Source organism: Vibrio sp. MOR3, assembly GCF_001557775.1.
GTDB lineage: Bacteria > Pseudomonadota > Gammaproteobacteria > Enterobacterales > Vibrionaceae > Vibrio > Vibrio jasicida.
On sequence record NZ_LNRD01000011.1, the window covers coordinates 26,651 to 46,328 of the forward strand.

Sequence of the window (19,678 nt, forward strand, 5' to 3'; positions counted from 1 at the left end):
CTCACCCATATAGTCTCGATACACCATTACCACGAGATCCTTTCTGAATTAGTTCTTCGATTTTCTTAATGAAGTCTTCCGTCTCTGTTACATCGATGATGTCTTCATCCGGATTCAACACACAATCTTGGAAACCGCTTTGCGAAGATGCACTGAAGTTCACGCCAATGACGCCAATGTACAAATTGCCGTTCTCGGTTTGGAAGTGCTCACGCGCTTTATCACACATACCTTTGTTCACTAAACCGGGCAAGATTTCTGTGTATGGATACTCCATACCATCACTGATTACTATCAGCATTTTAAGACGGTCATTGTATTGCTCTGTTTCTTCTTCGCTATTGCCGTTTGGACGTCCATCTTCCATGATTTGCAAGCCACGCAGCATGCCTTGATAGGCAGCAGTATTCCCACCCGAACTCATGGTTTGTACCTTGTCGAGGTTTGTTTTGTTGGCAGTCAGTGGAATGGTATAAAAGCCCGAATGGCCAGTCCGCGTCATACTGGAGTTATAAAGCTTGTTATTGTTCGACCTAAAGTGAAAGGTCAAATTGTTATTCGCGACTTTATCGTCAAACATGTGTCTAACCGATTTTGAGTAACCGACATAGTCAGGAATCTCCAAGCGATTATTATTGATATTCACCACATCTGCGACTCGCTTCGCTTGGTCTCGCTCCCAACTTTTTTTGTTTGGGCAGTCGGTGCGTTTGTTGGCACATTCCTCCACAGCTTCTTCAGAGTAAGGAGACCAATAGTCCCAATTTACCTGCTCATACTTCACTGAAGAGACACTTTTGCGGTAGTTACCTTTGTACCTTAACTGACTGGTAGAGTAGAGGTTGTCATTGATCTTCTCTTGCACTCGCAGGTTAAATGGAATGATGGCAATACGATTCAGTACCTCACTCTCACCTTCTCGCGGAACTAAGATACGATTTGAAATTTGCTTAACCGCATCTTTGAGGAGATCAATTTTAATTTCGCCATCCCAGCTGTTGTTCATCGACCCTGAAAAGTCAGTCACCAAAACCAGATCAATGATTTTGTCTCCTAAATAAAAAGGATATTTCGCTGCAACGGCTTGTCCAGCGAGTTTCTCTTGAGCCTCAAAAGATGGAATTAAGTTACTGGCAAACCAAGAATTGTGAGTGGTAACCGCTTGCACGGAATACTGAATTTTTTCCGTATTATCGTTGTCTTCTGTTGGCTCTTCGTACGTCCTCACCGTTTGGATATCAACATGGGAAATATCACGCACATAGTCATTGATGTACATCGTCGCCAATGCATCCGCTTGGTTCGATTTGTCGTCTATCGTAATGGCCAATGCAGCAGTTTGCGCTGCGTCTCTCAGTCGACTTGTCTCTTGGATATAACGCGTCCCCTCTACAGCAAAAAATGTCATACCAAAAACAGGCACTAAACTCAGTGCGAACCAAATTGCCGCAATCCCTTTTTGATTGCGACCTGAATGAATTGGAGCTCGTTGTTTAATAGTGAAATTCATCGTTACCTCCCCACCACAACAGAACTGGATGTGATTGTCATCGTGGATGCGCCTGAATTCCCCCAAAGCTGGGTAAACCAAGAGTTTTCTTGCTGACAAAGCGTTACTTGATACAAAGAGAAAATCACGCCATTCTCAACGGGTGCTAACTCTGACTTCGTATCTAAACCCGCAGCCTCACAGCCGAGATTTTTGTACTCGTTACTTTCAAAAGCATTTAACGTCGCCTTATTGTGCAATGCTTCAATTTTGATAGCGACGCTGCCTGGTGTCGTATCAAGTAGACGTGACGCAAGTGTCTGCATGTCCGTTTCATCACTTGCGTTTAAAGGTAATCTTTCGTCGTAATAACGACTTCGCTCTTTAAGGATATTAGCTAGCGCAAAACTCCCACGATCAAGTTGAGCACGAGCTAATAACTTGTCACTGATGTCCGTCATGAAATAAAAGATGCTAATGAGAGCAATCAAAACAAAAAACAGCTCAATAGCAAAAACACCTTTTTGTCGGGATCGTATTTTCATCATCACTCCTCCCAACCTTCATGTTCTAGGTTAATCAGTGTGCTTTTAGTAATCGGGATAACATCGTTGGAAAATACGTTCAAAATTGGCGTGTAGTTATAGGTCAACGTAATTTCAGCGATTGCATACCCTTGATCGTCTTCTCCCATCTCGGCATCAGAATAACTGGTACCTGAAATCAGATCGGCGTATGTCAAATAGTACCGACCAGACACTTCAAAGTTTTCAGCAGGAACGAGTGACGTCCATAATGCCCCTCCGTCCTTCATCGCCGAATCCAATGTTAGGTTGTAGTTATCGTAGGAGTTTCCGCCTTCAAACACCTTTGTATTTCTGACTGACTCCCTCAACGCATACTCAACCAAGTTGGTTACGTAAATTCTAAATCCCATTTCAAAAAGCATGACGAGAGCAAGAGCAAGAACCCCGGCCCCTAATGCAAATTCAACTACGGTTACGCCCTTTACCTTTCTTCGAGAATACTCCATACCGTCCACCCTTATTACCGGTGTAACTTCCTCGAGATTTGCGCTACTTGAGAATCGGTAAATGCTCCTTCAAGTAAATCTCTCGCTTGATAGACATCCCCTACTTTGAACAGTGCGATAGCCAAATTCGCTCGCACTTTCTGGTTACTTGGGTTCTCTTGATAAACAGGAACCAATAGCGATATCACGTCGTCATACTGTCGTTGTGCAAGATAAACTACGGCTAAATTGTTTTTCACCGCCACGTCGTTATAGCCTTTTAGACGAGCTTGATTGAACGCATTTTTTGCTTGAGAGAACTGGTCGGTATTGCAATAGGAGATGCCCGATAAAACATAGATTTCTCCGCTGTTGTTGCCCATTTCGATCGAGCTTTTATAGCGTTTCAGAGCAAAAGAATCTTCACCATCTTGGCTATGAATCTGACCTCTTAATTGCAGGAGCTCACTATTTTTCACCCCTTGATTGAGCAAATGGTCAGCATAAAACTTAGCCGACTCGATATCGCCCTTATCAAAATACACTTTTGCCAATTCCTGCATGATCTGGACGTCTTCAGGTCGCTTTTCTAGATGCCCTTTATAGTGATTAATCAGGCCTGTATGGTTATCAACACGCTCCATGTTTTGCACCACACTCTCTTCACTCTCTATTGTGGAAGAGCAACCAAACAGCAAAAGTAGTGGAATACTCAAAAAAGTCGCCTTATTCATTATTTACCCCCTCTAAAGCTCGTAAAGTCGATTTGTAAAAAGCCAGGAGCAAGAATAAAAATGACGATTGGAAACATGATCAACAAGATCAAAGGTACACTCATTTTGGCTGACAATTTACCCATTTTCTCTTCAATTTCGAGTAATTGAATCCGACGCATATCTTCGGCTAAATCACTTAAAACATTCGCAACGGATGCGCCATAGTGAAGGTTTTGAATAATCGTTAAGACAAAGCTGTTAATTTCTGGTGCAGGCAAGCGAACGGAAAGATCATGCAATGCTTTTTCTATCCCATGTACTTTGCCGGCTTCTGACGTTTTATTGATTTGATAACATAAATCTTTATCGAAGATTTTTAGCTCTTGTGCTAAATACGCAAACGACGCTTCAATTGTCATACCGGTTTGCACACAAACAGACATAATATCGAGGACATAAGGAAGGTTTTTCGAAACCTTTCGCACTAACATGCGCTTTCGCATCTCGAGCAACAGATCTGGAACAATGATGATACTAATAACAGCAATAATTGAAACTAATAACTTATTAATTAATGCCATGTCTAACAACCATATAAATACGGTTACTAAAATAAAAATAACTGCTTTTAAAGGGAAGTAATATTTCGCTAAATCTTTATTATAGTATCCGGCATTAAGAAGTTTTTGCTCTAAATCTTTTTTGTTGCCTTCACCAAATTTAACAATGAAGGAATCGATTTTTTTCTTCGTCGGTTGTTTTTGACCATATTTAAGATACTTGCTCAGTACCAACTCTTTTTTACGAGTGAAATAATAGTCATAAATCAAAAATGACAACGAAAAAATAATCAATAAAATACTCAGCGATAAAATCATCGTCTTACTCCTTTTACAAGAAGCCAAACAACGAACAAACCTAACACCTCACTACCTACAACATAGTAAAGTACCATCCGCCCTTGAGGGTCATTAAGAATAAAGTCGATGTGGCTCGGATCAATTTGATTGACCATGAATGCAAATGCGATCGGTATTGCAGCGACTACTTTAGCGGAGATACGAGCCTCAGAGGTCATCGCCATTTTTTTCGACTCTAACGTTCTGGCATCAACCAAAATGCGAATTAGTCTTGCCAATACATTTTTTAGTTGTCCACCACGGTTAATATTGGCGCGTATCGTAATGGTAAAGAAGATGTATTCTGGATAAGGGAATGCTTTACAAGAGCGAAGTAACACCTTTTCTGCATTTTCCCCCAGCTTAAGTCGATCGCCCATCTCTTTAAATTCTCGTCCGACTTCTCCTTCCATGTTTTCGCCAACAAAAGAAAAAGCATGCATTAAACTCTCACCCGCGGTTACGGCACTCATCAAAATGTTCAATGCATCCGGAAATTTCTTCTCGAAATCTAAGCGACGTTTGTTTTGCAACCAGTAATAGGCCCAAACTACTGAAAATGTAAAAATACCCATAGAAAGTAGCATTGATTTAATATTGAGAACTTCATAAATGACGTAATAACTTAAATAAGCAGAAAGAACGATAAACACAAAAATAATGAAGTTTGCTCTTGGCCCTAAGACCTTTATTGCGGGAGATAAATTATTTTTGAATCTCTGCCAACGCTTTTGTTCCATCAATGCGTTCAAATTAATCGCCGCAATAATATCTTCGTCGACTTCAGTCTCTGGAAAGTAATTTCCTATTTTGCTTCTTCGGTGACTCGTTAAAAGCAAAACGGCAATACCAAATAAGATAAAAGCAATCCATAACATCATGATCTTGCTCCTTGGAAGGCTTGCATTAGCTCTTCATATAAGCCGTAAAAATGTGCTTTTTTAACAAGCTCGGAGCGCTGCATAAGGCCCTCGGTCATAAAGCGTCCTCTTACCGCTTCACCATACCCCACTTCGTCGTATTGAAAGCGGAAGATTTCCTCCATCACCACGCTATCGCCTTCGAGCCCTACGATTTCAGAGATGCTGGTTATTTTCCTTGAACCATCACGCAGTCGGTTCACTTGAACCACCAGCTCAATAGCACTCACAATCGCGCGTCGAATAGCATCGAGAGGCTGATTTAAGTTCGCCATCATTACCATGGATTCCACGCGTGATATTGCATCTCGTGGCGAGTTAGCATGTAGTGTCGACATGGAACCTTCGTGACCCGTATTCATTGCTTGGAGCATCTCAAATGCTTCTGAGCCGCGACACTCACCGAGGATGATTCGATCAGGGCGCATACGAAGCGCATTAATAACCAAATCACGCTGAGTCACTAAGCCCGTGTGTTCCACACTCTCCGCTCTCGTTTCTAGGCGAACTAGGTTGGGTTGCTCTAAACGAAGCTCTGCCGCATCCTCAATTGTCACAATACGCTCGTCTTCACTGATGTATTGTGAAAGCGAATTTAATAAGGTGGTTTTACCTGAACCCGTACCACCCGAGATCAAAATGTTCATTCGGCAACGGGAAGCAATTGATAACAATCTCGCCATGTCCATCGACAGTGAACCAAAATCAACAAGCTCTTCTAGCCCGATATTTTGTTCGCGGAATTTACGTATCGAAATTGAGGTACCATCTAAGGCAATGGGTGGAATAACGATGTTGACACGACTACCATCCTCAAGACGCGCATCTACGGTAGGAGAAAGCTCATCCACACGACGTCCGATCCGCGCAGCAATTTGTTTTGCTATCGTTAGGACTTGCTCTTCATCGATGAAGGTAATGTCCGACTTTTCTAATTTGCCATGCTTCTCAAAAAAGACGTTATTGGGGCCATTTACCATGATGTCGGTTATCGCTCGGTCATCAACCAGCGATTGAATCGGCCCAAGACCAAAGAGTTCATCCAGCATGCTTTTGACCAAACTTGACTTCATCATGGTCGTGACTGGACGATCAAAGTTCGTCGCTAAAACATCGACAGCGTTTCGGATTTGCCCTTCAATTTCCGAACGAGAAAGGCTTTGTATTGCTTCAACATCTAAAGCCTCAAAAATCTGTGACCGAAAAGCCGTGTAGATCTCTTTATTTGAACTCATCTTACCCCCAATCTAGCGAGCCAACCGCTAGCATGTTGAGTGGATTGTCCATTGATCAAACGAGTAAGATCATCGATAGCATGATTGATATTTCGATCGTGTTTGTGCGCGCGCTTGCCCTCAATAAGAAGGTGAGCCAGTGAGCGACAATACCCCATATCAAGATTGACTTCAGAACCAAGATATTTCTGGAGATCATTTTGTTCGATAACAAACGTGTTCTCTGGTCGGTGGTGATTTGCAAGTGTAATAATCCGGATCCGCTTGCTCATTGAAAGCTGCTTATTCTCAAGCTGTTCAAGTAACGCTTTGGCATTGCGGACGGAAGAAACCGAAGGCTCAAAAACCACCACGACTACGTCGTAATTTTCAATCAACATATTGGGGTCAACACGAAAGTCGACGCTTCCCGAGAAGTCTTCGATCATAAAGTTGGTGTTTCGACTCAATAATTCGCAAAGTGTCTGGCTATAACTGAAAATGTCTGACTGAGATCGGTCACTATTAAGTGAAAGTAAACGTAGGTTTTTACGCACTTTGGTCAGATGACTTAATGCCCCTTCCGTATCTAACTCATGGATAGGGACAGAGTATTCGTCGATGGAGCGAGATTTGAAGTCATCTAACGCAAGGAGTACATCAATATTGCTGTCATTGTATTGATGGTCGACCAACACATTATCGATATTATTGGAGGCTAACTTCGAGCTAATTTCAGTGGCAATAAACGACGTCCCTATCCCACCTTTGCTTCCGACAACTGCAACACGCTTTGCTTTTCGCTGTTTACTTACCCCTGTGTAAGTCTGCAAATTACGATGTACATTCATGACGAAATCAGCAAACTCGTGCTTGTTGATTGGCCAATAAAGATAATAGAACCCTAACTCTTTGAGCTGACGTAAGACGCAGATGGAGTCTTCTGTACCGATGACAATAATACCTTTGTGGGTCGGCATTTGGTTGGTTAACGCTTGAGCATCCGTGAGAATGTCAGAAGACTCCGTGAGTTCAAGAATGACAATATTCCCACTTTGCTCAGAGTAAAAACCTTTAGGAACCGAACTCTGTTTCACACACGTTGGTGCACTCCAACCCTCAAACTCGAACATTTCTTGAACCAGAGACATACATTCTAAGCTTTGGTAAAGCAGTACACACCCTGTTGGCCCATGTGCACTTTCTATGATTTGCGGTTTGCTCTCTTTGAGAGATTTTCCTAAGTCAAACATCACAATCCCTCCACGATACGTTCCTTGTGTGAGACTTGCTTCATCCGAGCTACTTCAGAAAAGCAATTCCGACTGACATTCACCTCTTCTATCTCAGAAGGTGCGCACTGGTGCGTCACTAATGCGTGGTAGGTAATCGTCAGTTGGATGTCATTCGACAGCGAACTGTTTTGGCGCACAACAAACTCATCCGCTCTCAAACGCAACGCCGTCTTGTCTTTAAGTGATTTATAAACCACTTTTTTGCCCTTATTGCTCCGATATTCAACAAGGTAACTCGCCCCTGAATCTATCTCGTCAACCGTGTCAAAAATCATGTTCAACTTTTCTTCCGTTTGTTGAGTAGATTTCACCGTAAACTGATAGATATGGGTTTCAGGGTAAATAAGCGCTTCCGCTCCTGGTCCATTGAAATAACGCTCAGCACACCCAGAAAGTAATAACGCGCTTAACACTGCCACAAATAAAGTTTTCATTGAATAAACCCTCCCTGAGACAGCAATTGAATGGTTGGGTCATTGCCTTTGTTGCCTTCTTCACTATCCGAAATTTTCAACCAACGGCGAAGTGTCGACGTTTTGCTCATGTAGGGCATTTGGATGTCTTTCTTCTTCATTGGTTTGACAAGATTAACGGTAGCAACAATGATCAGCTCCGTGCGTCGTCTATCTGTAGAGGCTTTGCGAAACGCAGCGCCGAGAACAGGAATATCACCAAGAAGTGGAATTTTTTGCAGCTCTTCTAAATCGGCACTACTCATCAGCCCACCAAGTACAAAACTATCGCCATCACCAAGTTCAATCGTGGTCATCGCTCTTCGAGTCGCAAATTGGGGCACTTCTAGCCCAGCAGAGCGAATGTATCTTTCTACTTCGCTAACTTCAGGCATGAGGCGCATTCGAATTTTGCCCTCATGAAGGACTTTCGCGGTAAGGTCGAGTTTGATACCAAACTCTCGGAAGGTAATGTTGATATTATTATTTGTGGTAACAATCACGGGCACTTCGCCACCAACGAGAAAGCTCGCAGACTCTCCTGAGATAACGGTAAGGTTTGGCTCGGCGAGGACTTGGGCAACGTTTTCATTACCAAGTGCAGTGATCAAAGTGGTGAGATCGGCAGCATCAAATTGTTGGAATAAAAACTCACCGACATCCGCCCCAACAGAAGACCAATCCACACCTACAGTTTGAGCGAACGTTTCTGTCACTTGAGCGACCGATATTTTCACATTGACCTGTTGATCCGTCGCGACCTCAATAAGTTCTAATATGCCTTCCCACGTCATATTGCGAGCAAAGATCATGCTTTGAGGTTCTTCAACATCGTAAGCATCACTTTCAAACTCCAAGACTTGGGTCTCTTCCCACTTCTCCGTTTTGTCTCTTCCGAGCAAAGTAGCGACCATTCGATAAATATCATCACGTTGCTGTTCAGATTCAACAACCCCACTCACTGCGACCTGATTACCCACCGATTCCACTTTGATGTTGAGTTCAGGGTAGTGAAGCTTGATTTGACGTCGGACCAACGACAGATCAATATCGACAATAATTCGGTCAGAGAGCAGCACTTTCTTCGATTTACCGTAAATGATGAATCTGGCTTGCCCGACACCCTTGGCAAAAACAACGACGGTATTTTCATTTACAACGTTGTAGTCGACAATTTCAGGGTCACTGACAAATACGGTCGAGATCGGTTCTTTCACCTCAATATGTTGACCATCACTCACCGTGATATAACGATCGCCAGAGAAAGCGGAAAAACTAAATAAAAACACCAAAAACCAAGCGTATGAGAATATCCTTTTTGTTTTCATCACAGCTCCTCTCCTTGGGCAGATTGACGAGAAGATCCTCTTAACTCGGTCACGCCACTGTAATTTCCGATCACATCACGAACTTCCGCGAAAACAGGATCTTTATAGCGATGGCTTCGATATACCTCTAGATGCATCGTTTTCTGCGCGATAGATAATTTGGCGATCTCACTGGGCTCGACTTCAACAACGATGACTATTTGATGATCATCTTCACTTGAGACATTTGATTTAACTCGGGAGTCCACTGGCTCTTTCGTATTACCGACACTGAGCACTTTGACGTTTCTCAAAATCAATTGTGCGTTCACGCCACTAAAATCAATTGCGTCGGTATCTTCATCGGATAAGTTTTCTTTTGGGGAGCCCACGGAAAGTACATCAACATTAGTACCTGGACGGATATAACCTTTGACCAAGTTACGAGTACTCACCAGTAAAGAATACGGCTCTTTCCCTTCGGTAATGAGAAGGTCGATATAACGAGGGTCGTTTTCTTTAACTTGATATTCAGAGAAGACGATTTTTCCAGCTTCAATGTTTTTTGAAAGGAGAGTAGACGGTGAGAAATCCAGCTTTATATCGGAGTTGATCCCCTCTTCTAAAGCGATATTAAGCAACATCTGCTCTTTTTGAACATCATCGATTTCAATAGGTGTTCCGCGCTCTAGATTGCTCTTCGCACGCCAGACCTGAACATAATGAGCCTGTGGCTCATCTGAATTGCTTGGTTGGGATACGGTTGGATTTTGCTGTTGAGGCTGGGCAGTCATATGGTTGTAAAGTCCGATGCCTCCAACCAGTAATGCTAACAGTGCAAAAACCATCCCTATACGAGATCGCATACGCCCCTCCCGTTTTTTAAACGGATGTTTTCAAAAGAAGTGCCGTATAAAACCCACAACAAATTGCAACACCGTAGGGGAGCCCGATCTGAGATTTCTTACCCTCTCCAGTAACGTGAGATGGTCGCGGTAGTATCAGGTAGGTTACTGCCAATATCCCTCCGTATATCCCAACTAAAATCAATGCCTCTAAAAGGCTTTGAGTTGGGAGTGAGAAAGAAAAAGCAGCAATAAGTTTTACGTCCCCTCCTCCAAGTACCCTAATTACATGGAGGAAAAGCAAAGCAGACCAACAAATGCCTAAAACCCAAAGACTTGATAGTGAAAAGTCTGCAATGCCAATCGCAATCGCTAAAACGGCAATCACCAATACGTGACTGTTTTTGATGGTTCGCTCTCTGATATCAGAAAGCGACACAACAAGACAGACTGTTGCTAACGTGATGTATAAAAACAACATTCAATATTTGGAAAACCTGTTTTAGTTTCAGAATGCATCCAAGTCAGCAGCAATGTCATCAAACGCTCCATCCAATGCCGTAATAAGAGATCCATCAGAAGCGAAGGTAAGAATCAAGAATGCCGCCATTGCAACACCGATTAATCCGTACTCAATAGCAGTAACGCCCTGCTCATCATTTTTAAGTTCATTTAGGTAGTTTGTAATGTCTACATAAAGTTTAGTAATCATGGTTTGTCCCTCTTTCCTTGTTTCGTACTAATTGCTTAGCACTTTGATCGTAGACACCGGATCACTGTCTCAAAAATGAACAACATCGGTGTGACCGATTCTGCCAATACTCTGTATTCCAATTGTCCTTATTCTTTAGAGGTATCAGAAAAAACTTCTATCTACAGTTCAGTCAATTAGCTATCACTCTTCTTCTTTGACTGGCAAAAATAAGATTTTGTACCATAAACTCAAACTGTGACACATGTCACACTTAGCTAAATTGTTAGTTAAGCCTTCTTCATACCCATTAAGCTAAAACTTAAGGACTAGAGGAAAGAGGAAGCACCTCGATGAAACTTCCCTTCGACAATCTGATCTCTTTTCATGCCGTGATCACTTATGGTTCTTTTAGCAGTGGAGCGAGAAAGTTAGGTAAGTCTCAATCGACGGTAAGTGGTGCGGTGAAGAGCTTAGAAGAGGAGCTAGGCTATCTGCTAATAGACAGAAGCAACAAACAAGTTGAACCAACAGAACGGGGAAAGAAGATCTATCAGCTGGCAACGCCCATCATCAACAAGTACAACGAACTGAGCCAAATCGCCGAATCCCTGTTGAGAACTGATCTATACCATATGCGAGTCGGCATTGATTCTCTGGTGTTTAACAACGAAGTCAAAAGTGCACTCATTGAGTTCTCAGAAGCCTTTCCTGAAATTGAACTTACTGTCGTCACTAAACCAAGTCGAATTCTGGGTCAATACGTCAATAATAACCAAATCGATATTGCCATCTGCAACCCTTATCACCGCACCAAATTAGACTTTAATATTGATGAGCTTTTTACCGTCAACTGCAATTGGATTGTGCATCGAGAGTTAATTCAAGAGGGTAAGCCCACAGAGTCTCGACTACTCTTATTGGATGGGTGCGAAGATTTGATCGACCTTTCGAATGTAGCCAAAAACAACATGTGGATACTCGATGACATCAGTACCATCATGGAATTGTGTATTGCTAAGAAAGGCATGGCGTTCCTTCCGCAACATACGATTGATAACTCCATGCATCAGGGGGTGTTAGCAAAGGCCCCCAGCGAAAGTGCGTTGTTTGGGAAGCAGCTGTACGCCTCGTTGATTTGGCCAATACACTCTGACTACGGCAAATACCATCAATGGTTGCACGATAAATTAAGAAAAGGGCACAAACACTTTTAACTGGAGTCGAGATGTCTTTCTACTCTCCATTATTCAAAAACTACCTTCTCATCGTCTTGAGCATTGTTTTGCTTTATGCCTCTTACCCAATTCAAGCAAAAATGACTGCGGTAGACAAAAACTCCGTTGCTCAACAAAATCGGCAATCATTGAACAATAAAAAGCTCAGGCTGAAACCTGCTCCAACCGCCTCTACCAGTTCAAGAAATCACGTTATTGAACTTCGAGGAAAAAATACGCCTTCTTCCCAAACCGTTTATTCGTTCATCAAAAAGCCAACATCGCCTGCCGCGTTACAGTATTTACCCACCATCGTCGCAGCATCAAAACAATGGCAGATTGATCCTGCTCTTATTCTTGCTGTCATTCATACGGAAAGCGCATTTAACCCCAATGCGGTATCTCATGCCGATGCAATTGGCTTGATGCAGGTGATGGAAAACGGTGGAGCATTAGAAGTCTCTCAGCAGCTCTATTTTGGCCGAAGGATAGAAAGAGAAGCATTGTTTGAGCCTGAGTTTAATATCGATATAGGCACGGCATATTTACATATTCTCGAAACGGAGTATTTACACGCTATTCACTCAGAAAAGAGTCGAACCGTACTCGCAATTGCGGCCTACAACTGCGGTTTATCGAATTTAATGCGCTACTTGTCTTATACACAGTCCATTCCAAATTTTACTAAAGAAATGAATAAATTAAATGATGAAGAAGTCTATTTTCGACTGACACAAGCACTGCCAATTGAGGAAACTCGGCTCTATGTCGCGAAAGTGATGAAGCTTTATCAGCACTATAAAAAGCACCTCACCAATACACCTTAATGATGGACTTAACCGTACTTTGGCCCAAAGAATCGATAAGCTGTGATCCTTGACAGCAAGTTACTGTTTTTTCTCTCCCCAAATAATCATACTCATGCTATCGTTAACATTACATTAACAACAACAAACCTGCGATTAACATGGAGTTAGAGAATGATTCAGCCTAACGAGTTAAGTGAGCAGACTTGCGCTCTCCCACCACCAAATGAAATGATTCTCAAATGGGCAGCGGAGCGCCCAGATGAAGTCTACTTAAAACAAATCATCAACCGACAGTTTGTTGAGTTCACCTACGCCGAAGTGGCCGACCAAGCACTAAAATTGGTTACCGCTTTGCGCAATTTGGGGATTCAGCCGGGCGATAAAGTCGCGCTGGTTTCAAAAAACTGCGCCGAATGGTTTATCTGTGACCTTGCCATGATGCTTGGCGATTACGTCAGCGTACCTATTTTCCCGACTGCGGGTGCAGATACCATTGAGTACTGCCTCACACACAGTGAAAGCAAAGCGATCATAGGCGGTAAGTTGGATGATCCGGCCGCGACCCAACAAGTCATTGATGCCATGCCTGATGTAATCAGCATTGCTTTACCTTACGATACCGCGCCCAAGTGCCAACATCAATTTAAAGCATTGATCGCTAATGCGCAGCCGAGTGAGGAGCGTCCTCAGCACTACGATGATAAGCTAATGTCTCTGGTTTATACATCTGGTACTTCTGGCCTGCCTAAAGGCGCAATGCTGACCTATGGCGCGTTCAGTTGGTCTGTACAACAACTGATCAACCATATTGGTATACAAGAAAACGATCGCTTGTTCTCTTACTTGCCGCTTGCGCACATTACTGAGCGGGTATACATCTTTGGTTCGTCAGTCATGGGTGGCGTAACGACTACTTTCCCAGAGTCACTCGATACTTTTATCGAAGACGTGAAGATGCACCGCCCTACGCTGTTTATCTCCGTGCCACGCTTATGGACGCTGTTCCAACAACGTATTCAAGACAAACTGCCACAGAAAAAGCTCAATATTCTATTGAAGATTCCTTTCGTCAACTCTCTTATTAAGAAGAAGCTGGCTGACGGCCTTGGCCTTGATCAAGCACGTGTATTGGGATGTGGCTCTGCGCCAGTATCTCCTGCCTTATTGGAGTGGTACCGCAGTGTCGGCCTCAACATTACCGAAGCTTGGGGCATGACTGAATCTTTCGCTTACAGCACCCTCAACTACCCATTCCGAGCAGATAAAATTGGTTCGGTTGGTAATGCAGGCCCTGGTATTGAACTCAAAATCGCTGACGATGATGAAATCATGGTTCGTGGTAACGGCTTATTCTCGGGTTATTACAAAAACGACATCGCAACTCAAGAGTCATTTGACAGCGATGGTTGGCTGCATACCGGCGATATCGGCTTTATTGATGCGGAAGGCTACCTCACCATTCAAGGTCGTAAAAAGGACACCTTTAAAACCGCCAAGGGCAAGTTTGTTGCCCCAGTACCAATTGAGAATAAGCTCTTTGAGTACAGCCGTGTAGAAATGATGTGCTTGATCGGCTTAGGTCTGCCTGCACCGATTCTGTTGGTCGTGCCACATGACTTCCCGAACTTTGATCGAGAGCGCTACGCTCGTACCACTCGTAAAGTGATTGAGAGAATGAACCAAGATTTGGAGTCTCATGAACAGATTAAAGGGGTACTGATGATCCAAGACCCGTGGAGTATAGAGAATGGCGTGCTCACACCAACACTCAAGATAAAACGTCATGTGCTTGAACAAAAGTATCATGAAATTGGTCACAACTGGCCGAAAGGCGATCTCGTTGTTTGGGAAGAAGATTTGTAATTATCCTTCCTAACTCACCCCAATATCACCCCTGATGCTGACAAAGTTGCGCATCAGGGGTGATTCTTTTCATACCTTTTCATACTCCGCCCGCTCTAGCTTCACCGCTTATTTTCCTAACTTATTGTCTTATCGATATTTGTATTCTAGTCATTTGGTACTAACCTTTTTTAATACAGGTGCACATGATTTGTTAGCGTAGTTTTGCTTACAACAATATGAAAATGCATGAATCATATGCCGCAGTCTATTCGTTAAATACTTTTATACATCAACGCGTTGAGAACTAGGTTAATAAAAAATCAAAGACTAGACCTACAGGAATATTTGCCATGGAATTCAGTACTCAGCATTTTGTTGTACACCTTTTAAGTCGAGATAATTCATACTCTAGGGTGATTCGCGACTTAATTAAGGTTTCCTTTCCATACGTCAACTTCGTCAATAGCGACCGCTTCACCCAGTTGGATGAAAACAGTCTCAACTCAATCATATTGTTCGACGTACAGACCATGCCATGCCCTAAACGATATGGTATTGCGCCTAACGAACGAGATGAAAAGTGGATCGCCGTTAATGTCAACTCCCAAACCTCATTAGAGTGGCTAGAAAAAGGCTACTCAGGGCAGATTTGCCATGGACTGGAACTGCTTCCCAAAGCCGTCTCTGCGGTCGCAAATGGCGATGTTTGGTTCCCGCGCCACATCTTAAATAAAGCCATTCATCACTACCAACAGGGGACTGAAAACCCTGTCGTCGCGGCCGAAGAGCTTAGCTCTAAATTCTTGCTTACCAAAAGAGAGAGTGAAGTGTGCAAACTCATGCTTCAAGGTCTCTCTAATACGCAAATCGCAAGACACTCAAATGTGAGTGTGAATACGGTCAAAACTCATGCGTCCAACGTATTGCATAAATTAGATGTGCATTCTCGCTACGAGTTAATGGCGATGGCAAAAGATCAGTTCTAAGCTAACTATAAGAAATAAAAAAGGATTATTGATTAATTCAACATTAGTCAGGGTGTAATCAAATAGAGTTGAACCAAGTTCACCCCTTTTTCACCCTAACTAATAACATCATCTCACCTTTGTCGGTGAGGTTGAGAGACTCCTCCCCTCATAAGCTAGTAGAGCGATGCAACGATATGCATTCATTACTAACGAGGGATTGAGTTATGAAAAAGTTACTTCTTGCTTCAGCTGTAGCTGCAGCTGCTGCTTCACTTTCTTTTGGCGCTTCTGCGGTTCAGTTTAACAACCCAGTAGACTTTACAACGCTGAGCAAAACTGACCAAAAAACGATTCGTATTGAAGGTCGTGTGCCAAAACGTTGTTTACTACGAATCGGTAAGAAAGATGTGAAAAACAATGTTCTGCGTAAAGCAAACAAAGTGCACTCAGATTCGTGGGATAACGGGTTCAACAACAAGAAAGTGTTAGTTGGTAACTTACGCGCTTGGTGTAACTACGGTACTGATTTGGACTTCTCAGTAACCGCTTACAAACTTCGCGGTGTTACTAAACACAATATGGGCATGAAAATTAACTATAAAGTAAAAATTGGCTCTGAAACCGTTGCGAACACTAAAAACCACCATGGCATGGAGCAAATGGCAACTCCGCTTCCATCAGTTGGTGAGCACTTGGTGAACAAGATCAACAAGCATCCAATTTACGTGAAACCTGAAGATTCAGGCTTTGCACGAGCTGGTAAATATAAAGGTCGTATCAAAGTAAGCCTTGCTGCATCAGGTCCAGTAATGCCTTAACCGAACGACATCTTTATAGATAATATCTTTTAAAGGTAAAGGCAAAAAAACTTGGCTCGGTTATCGAGCCAAGTTTGTTATAGGGAGATAAATCTATGGCTAGGATCACCACTCTTCTCTTTTCTTTATTGTTCAGTTCTGTCTTATTTGCTTATGAGGTAAGTCCGATTTACTTAGAGCTTGATGATGTGGGACGGGGTTCCCAAGGGCTTTATAAAGTAACAAATGTAGAAGAAGAGCCCATTCTGCTTGAAGTGAGTGTCTATCAAGCTGATTTCTCTAGTGGGGAGGAAATCTTAACGCCATCAGAAGAGGACTTCTTAGTTCTCCCACCTCAAGCCAAAATCGATGGACAAAAATCACAAACATTCCGCGTCCGTCATATGCCGAAAGGTAACATCAGCCAGACAGTCACCTACCGAATTATCTTTACTCAGATTGAACTTGAAAATCAGGTCGAAGACGAGACGGATGACAGTTCGATCTCAATGCTATTAGAGTTTGCGACCCTTGCCTTCGTTTCACCGGCATCCAGTAAATCCATTCCAAAAGCGTCGATTCAAAATAACCAAGTTGCGTTAACCAACGATGGCAAACGCGTACTGAATATGAACGGGATGGAATTCAATTTCTCCGGAGGCAAGTCAAACGAGACTATCGATTGGGAAGTGTTGAGCAATAAGAGTAGTGCTTATTTAATGCCGGGTAGCACGGTGAAATACGCCCTTCCTAGCAAGTTAGGACAACCAAAGAAAGTCACCGTAAAAACATTAGACTAATGAGGTTTTCATGAAGAATCTCATTATAGGCCTTATCTTCTTGCTGACCTTGCAAACTGCAACTGCTCAAAGTTGGTTATTTCCATTTCCGTTGATATGGGGGGAAAGGACCCTTGGGGAAATCGATGCGTATTCGGATGGGATCACAGTTGGCTCCATCAATGTAGAACAATTGACACAAGCAACTGAGCAATTAGTCAATGCTGGTACGCTCGACGCCCTCCGAAACTTACCAGATGAGTATGTCACGGTCGAGCAATTGAAGCAGATGGGAATAGCAGCAGAATTCAATTCATCAGATCAAAGCATCAACCTCGTGATTGATGAATCCGCAGCGGCTGATTTTCTGCTTTCTTTCGGCAGTAAATACGAGCCTGCGCAATATTCAGAGAGTGCATTTTGGACCATGCAAAACACCTTCAATGCCAGTACTGATTACACCTTGTTTAGCGATTCAGACAGTGAAAATACGCAGACATGGTTAGGAGAATGGTTGGTGAAGGCCAACATAGGTGGGGTTCGTGGTGCCAATATCGACGTCTCGGGTTTTATTACTGATGGCGACGATATTGACTCTGACGTTTATCGTGGGGAGGCAAGACTCTTCTTCGATGAACCGAGCACGCCTTGGCGTTTAACCTTCGGTGATGTGACTCAAACCAGTGCCGGTCATTTACCTAGTACACCGTTAGGCGGCGTTGCATTTGAGCGTTTGTATCAAGACCTTCAACCAACTCGGAATATTCAAAATGGTGGTACACAACCTTTAGTGCTTAACGAAAGTGCTGATGTGGAGATTTACATCAATGATATTTTCCTCACCGAAATCCGACTTCCACCAGGCCGATACACCCTTGATGACCTTCCGCTGGTCTCTGGCACTAATGATGTTCGGTTAGACATCAGTTATCAATCAGGCCGCACAGACACCATTGTTTATAGCCAATTTTTCAATTCTCGCCTACTGCGTGAAGGCATCTCTGATTTTGGATTTTACTCAGGACTGATTTCGACGATTGAGGACAACAACTTCAAATACGATGATGAGCAATGGGTAACGTCTGGGTATTACGATTACGGTATCAGCGATACCTTAACGCTTGGCGTAAACGGCTTGTATCACCCAGATGGGCAACAACTTGGTGTTATCGCTACCATTGGTTCAGATTGGGGGAATTTGGGGTTAAGGGCCTCCGCTCAAAACAACAAACCCAATGATGAAACTGGCAGCATTTACAGCCTGGATTACTCTCATCAACTTTGGGGAACGGACAGTTATGGCTCACCAAACTTTCGCTTAGGTGCTGAATATCAAGATCAGTATTTTTCACTGCCTTGGCAAATTGGCCCTTCAGCGACAGGGTTACGAGTGTTCTCTAACTATGTATTTACCATTACGGATGATCTCAATCTCATCTTAACTGGGGACTATCGTGATTTTGAAGAAGAGGAAATTGAATGGCTAGTTTCGTCAGAAATTGCGTGGCAATGGTATAGCCTCTCGCTCTCTGCTGGTGTAGAAAAAGAGGAGAACCCAAACGACAATATTGATGAAACGCGCTTCACCTTCTCCGCGGATTGGGATTGGAATTCGGTTTCTGGGGAATATAACGCCAATGTTTCCTATTCGAATGAGCCCGATACTTATCGAGCACAATTCCAACGTCCATCCGATGATTACACTGGCAGCTATGGCTATGCTATGACCGCAGAAGGCGATGCAGATTCACAAACCTATTCCGTTGAAGGCGATTATGTTGCCAACCGATTTATTGCCGATGCCAAGGTCTCCCACCTAGAATTTGATAACGCAGACAGTTACCAAACGGCTTCCGTTCGCGCGAGTACGGCATTGACATTAGCAGACGGTAACTTGGCGTGGTCGCGCCCAATAAATGGCCCAGTTGCGATTGTCGCAGTTCATGAGTCACTAAACGCAGACGTCGAGATCAATGCTGTCGCGGATGATCCCGCAGAAGCCATATCAACTTCTACAATAAATAATGCGGTTCAATTGTCTGGTGGGCACCAGTTATCAACGATATTTATCAATGTGCCTGATGCGCCCGTCGGGTATGACTTTGGCGACAGTGAGTACAGCATTACTCCAGGGTCTCAAACCGGACACCTCATAAAAATAGGGTCTGCGGCATCGAAAACCATCATTGGTACGATTGAACTTAGCCAGAATAAACCATTAAAACTATTCCAAGGTCAGTTAGTTGGACAACAGAAAACGTATGAATTTTTCACTAACCGATCAGGTAGATTTGTTGTAGAAGGCGTTGCGCCGGGCGATTACACCATCATGATAGATGGCTTCTCCCCAACGAAACTGAACGTCCCTGATACAAATGAAAATCTGATTTATCTACCCACTTTACTTATTAAAGAGGGATAAA

General features: G+C 43.2%; 20 protein-coding genes. 7 read left to right on the forward strand and 13 right to left on the reverse strand.

The annotated features are described in order from the left end of the window. Position 1 precedes the first annotated feature (1 nt). From ATB76_RS18995 to ATB76_RS19055, 13 genes are read right to left on the reverse strand one after another with little or no spacing between them, the layout of a single operon-like run. Positions 2-1,510 carry a pilus assembly protein gene (locus tag ATB76_RS18995; protein WP_042603175.1) on the reverse strand — a complete coding sequence of 503 codons (1,509 nt, stop codon included), beginning with the start codon at positions 1,508-1,510 and terminating at the stop codon, positions 2-4. Between the two features lie 2 nt (positions 1,511-1,512). Beyond that, positions 1,513-2,037: a tight adherence pilus pseudopilin TadF gene (tadF, locus tag ATB76_RS19000; protein WP_038865953.1), complete on the reverse strand. Its 525-nt coding sequence runs from the start codon at positions 2,035-2,037 to the stop codon at positions 1,513-1,515. Next, a complete protein-coding gene (locus ATB76_RS19005; RefSeq protein ID WP_038865950.1) occupies positions 2,037-2,522 on the reverse strand; it encodes a TadE/TadG family type IV pilus assembly protein in 486 nt (161 codons plus the stop codon). The genes tadF and ATB76_RS19005 overlap by 1 nt, the downstream gene beginning before the upstream one ends. A 14-nt stretch (positions 2,523-2,536) precedes the next feature. Continuing rightward, a complete protein-coding gene (locus tag ATB76_RS19010) occupies positions 2,537-3,235 on the reverse strand; it encodes a tetratricopeptide repeat protein (RefSeq protein WP_042603174.1) in 699 nt (232 codons plus the stop codon). Continuing rightward, on the reverse strand, positions 3,235-4,095 hold the full coding sequence (locus tag ATB76_RS19015) for a type II secretion system F family protein (RefSeq protein WP_042603173.1): 861 nt from the start codon (positions 4,093-4,095) through the stop codon (positions 3,235-3,237). The genes ATB76_RS19010 and ATB76_RS19015 overlap by 1 nt, the downstream gene beginning before the upstream one ends. Further along, on the reverse strand, positions 4,092-4,994 hold the full coding sequence (locus ATB76_RS19020; RefSeq protein ID WP_042603215.1) for a type II secretion system F family protein: 903 nt from the start codon (positions 4,992-4,994) through the stop codon (positions 4,092-4,094). Before ATB76_RS19020 ends, ATB76_RS19015 begins: the two co-directional genes overlap by 4 nt. Continuing rightward, positions 4,994-6,271, reverse strand: a complete 1,278-nt coding sequence (locus ATB76_RS19025) for a CpaF family protein (RefSeq protein WP_042603172.1) — start codon at positions 6,269-6,271, stop codon at positions 4,994-4,996. Before ATB76_RS19025 ends, ATB76_RS19020 begins: the two co-directional genes overlap by 1 nt. Then, positions 6,268-7,503, reverse strand: coding sequence for a chromosome partitioning protein ParA (locus tag ATB76_RS19030; protein ID WP_061035949.1), 1,236 nt, complete (start codon positions 7,501-7,503; stop codon positions 6,268-6,270). The genes ATB76_RS19025 and ATB76_RS19030 overlap by 4 nt, the downstream gene beginning before the upstream one ends. Further along, on the reverse strand, positions 7,503-7,979 hold the full coding sequence (locus tag ATB76_RS19035; RefSeq protein WP_038865944.1) for a hypothetical protein: 477 nt from the start codon (positions 7,977-7,979) through the stop codon (positions 7,503-7,505). The genes ATB76_RS19030 and ATB76_RS19035 overlap by 1 nt, the downstream gene beginning before the upstream one ends. Beyond that, the gene (locus ATB76_RS19040) at positions 7,976-9,325 is read right to left on the reverse strand and encodes a pilus assembly protein N-terminal domain-containing protein (RefSeq protein WP_061035950.1); all 1,350 of its coding nucleotides are present in this window, start codon (positions 9,323-9,325) and stop codon (positions 7,976-7,978) included. The genes ATB76_RS19035 and ATB76_RS19040 overlap by 4 nt, the downstream gene beginning before the upstream one ends. Then, entirely contained in the window at positions 9,325-10,170 is an 846-nt protein-coding gene (gene cpaB / locus ATB76_RS19045) for a Flp pilus assembly protein CpaB (protein WP_061035951.1), read from the reverse strand. The genes ATB76_RS19040 and cpaB overlap by 1 nt, the downstream gene beginning before the upstream one ends. Before the next feature lie 16 nt (positions 10,171-10,186). Beyond that, the gene (locus ATB76_RS19050; protein WP_061035952.1) at positions 10,187-10,630 is read right to left on the reverse strand and encodes a prepilin peptidase; all 444 of its coding nucleotides are present in this window, start codon (positions 10,628-10,630) and stop codon (positions 10,187-10,189) included. A gap of 27 nt (positions 10,631-10,657) precedes the next feature. Continuing rightward, entirely contained in the window at positions 10,658-10,861 is a 204-nt protein-coding gene (locus ATB76_RS19055) for a Flp family type IVb pilin (RefSeq protein WP_038865939.1), read from the reverse strand. A 332-nt stretch (positions 10,862-11,193) separates the two neighbouring features. Here ATB76_RS19055 and ATB76_RS19060 point away from each other — a divergent pair, with 332 nt between their 5' ends. The 7 genes from ATB76_RS19060 (at position 11,194) to ATB76_RS19090 (ending at position 19,677) form a co-directional block, all read left to right on the forward strand. After that, positions 11,194-12,057, forward strand: coding sequence for a LysR family transcriptional regulator (locus ATB76_RS19060; RefSeq protein WP_038865937.1), 864 nt, complete (start codon positions 11,194-11,196; stop codon positions 12,055-12,057). An 11-nt stretch (positions 12,058-12,068) separates the two neighbouring features. Further along, positions 12,069-12,884, forward strand: coding sequence for a transglycosylase SLT domain-containing protein (locus tag ATB76_RS19065; RefSeq protein ID WP_061035953.1), 816 nt, complete (start codon positions 12,069-12,071; stop codon positions 12,882-12,884). Positions 12,885-13,037: 153 nt separating this feature from the next. Next, positions 13,038-14,729: an AMP-binding protein gene (locus tag ATB76_RS19070; RefSeq protein ID WP_061035954.1), complete on the forward strand. Its 1,692-nt coding sequence runs from the start codon at positions 13,038-13,040 to the stop codon at positions 14,727-14,729. Between the two features lie 332 nt (positions 14,730-15,061). Continuing rightward, the gene (locus tag ATB76_RS19075) at positions 15,062-15,697 is read left to right on the forward strand and encodes a response regulator transcription factor (protein WP_061035955.1); all 636 of its coding nucleotides are present in this window, start codon (positions 15,062-15,064) and stop codon (positions 15,695-15,697) included. Between the two features lie 206 nt (positions 15,698-15,903). Continuing rightward, entirely contained in the window at positions 15,904-16,497 is a 594-nt protein-coding gene (locus tag ATB76_RS19080) for a hypothetical protein (RefSeq protein WP_038865931.1), read from the forward strand. 95 nt (positions 16,498-16,592) lie between these two features. Continuing rightward, complete coding sequence (locus ATB76_RS19085; RefSeq protein ID WP_038865930.1) at positions 16,593-17,276, forward strand: fimbria/pilus periplasmic chaperone; 684 nt, start codon at positions 16,593-16,595, stop codon at positions 17,274-17,276. Between the two features lie 10 nt (positions 17,277-17,286). Next, complete coding sequence (locus ATB76_RS19090; protein WP_038878992.1) at positions 17,287-19,677, forward strand: fimbria/pilus outer membrane usher protein; 2,391 nt, start codon at positions 17,287-17,289, stop codon at positions 19,675-19,677. The last annotated feature ends 1 nt before the right edge of the window (position 19,678 follow it).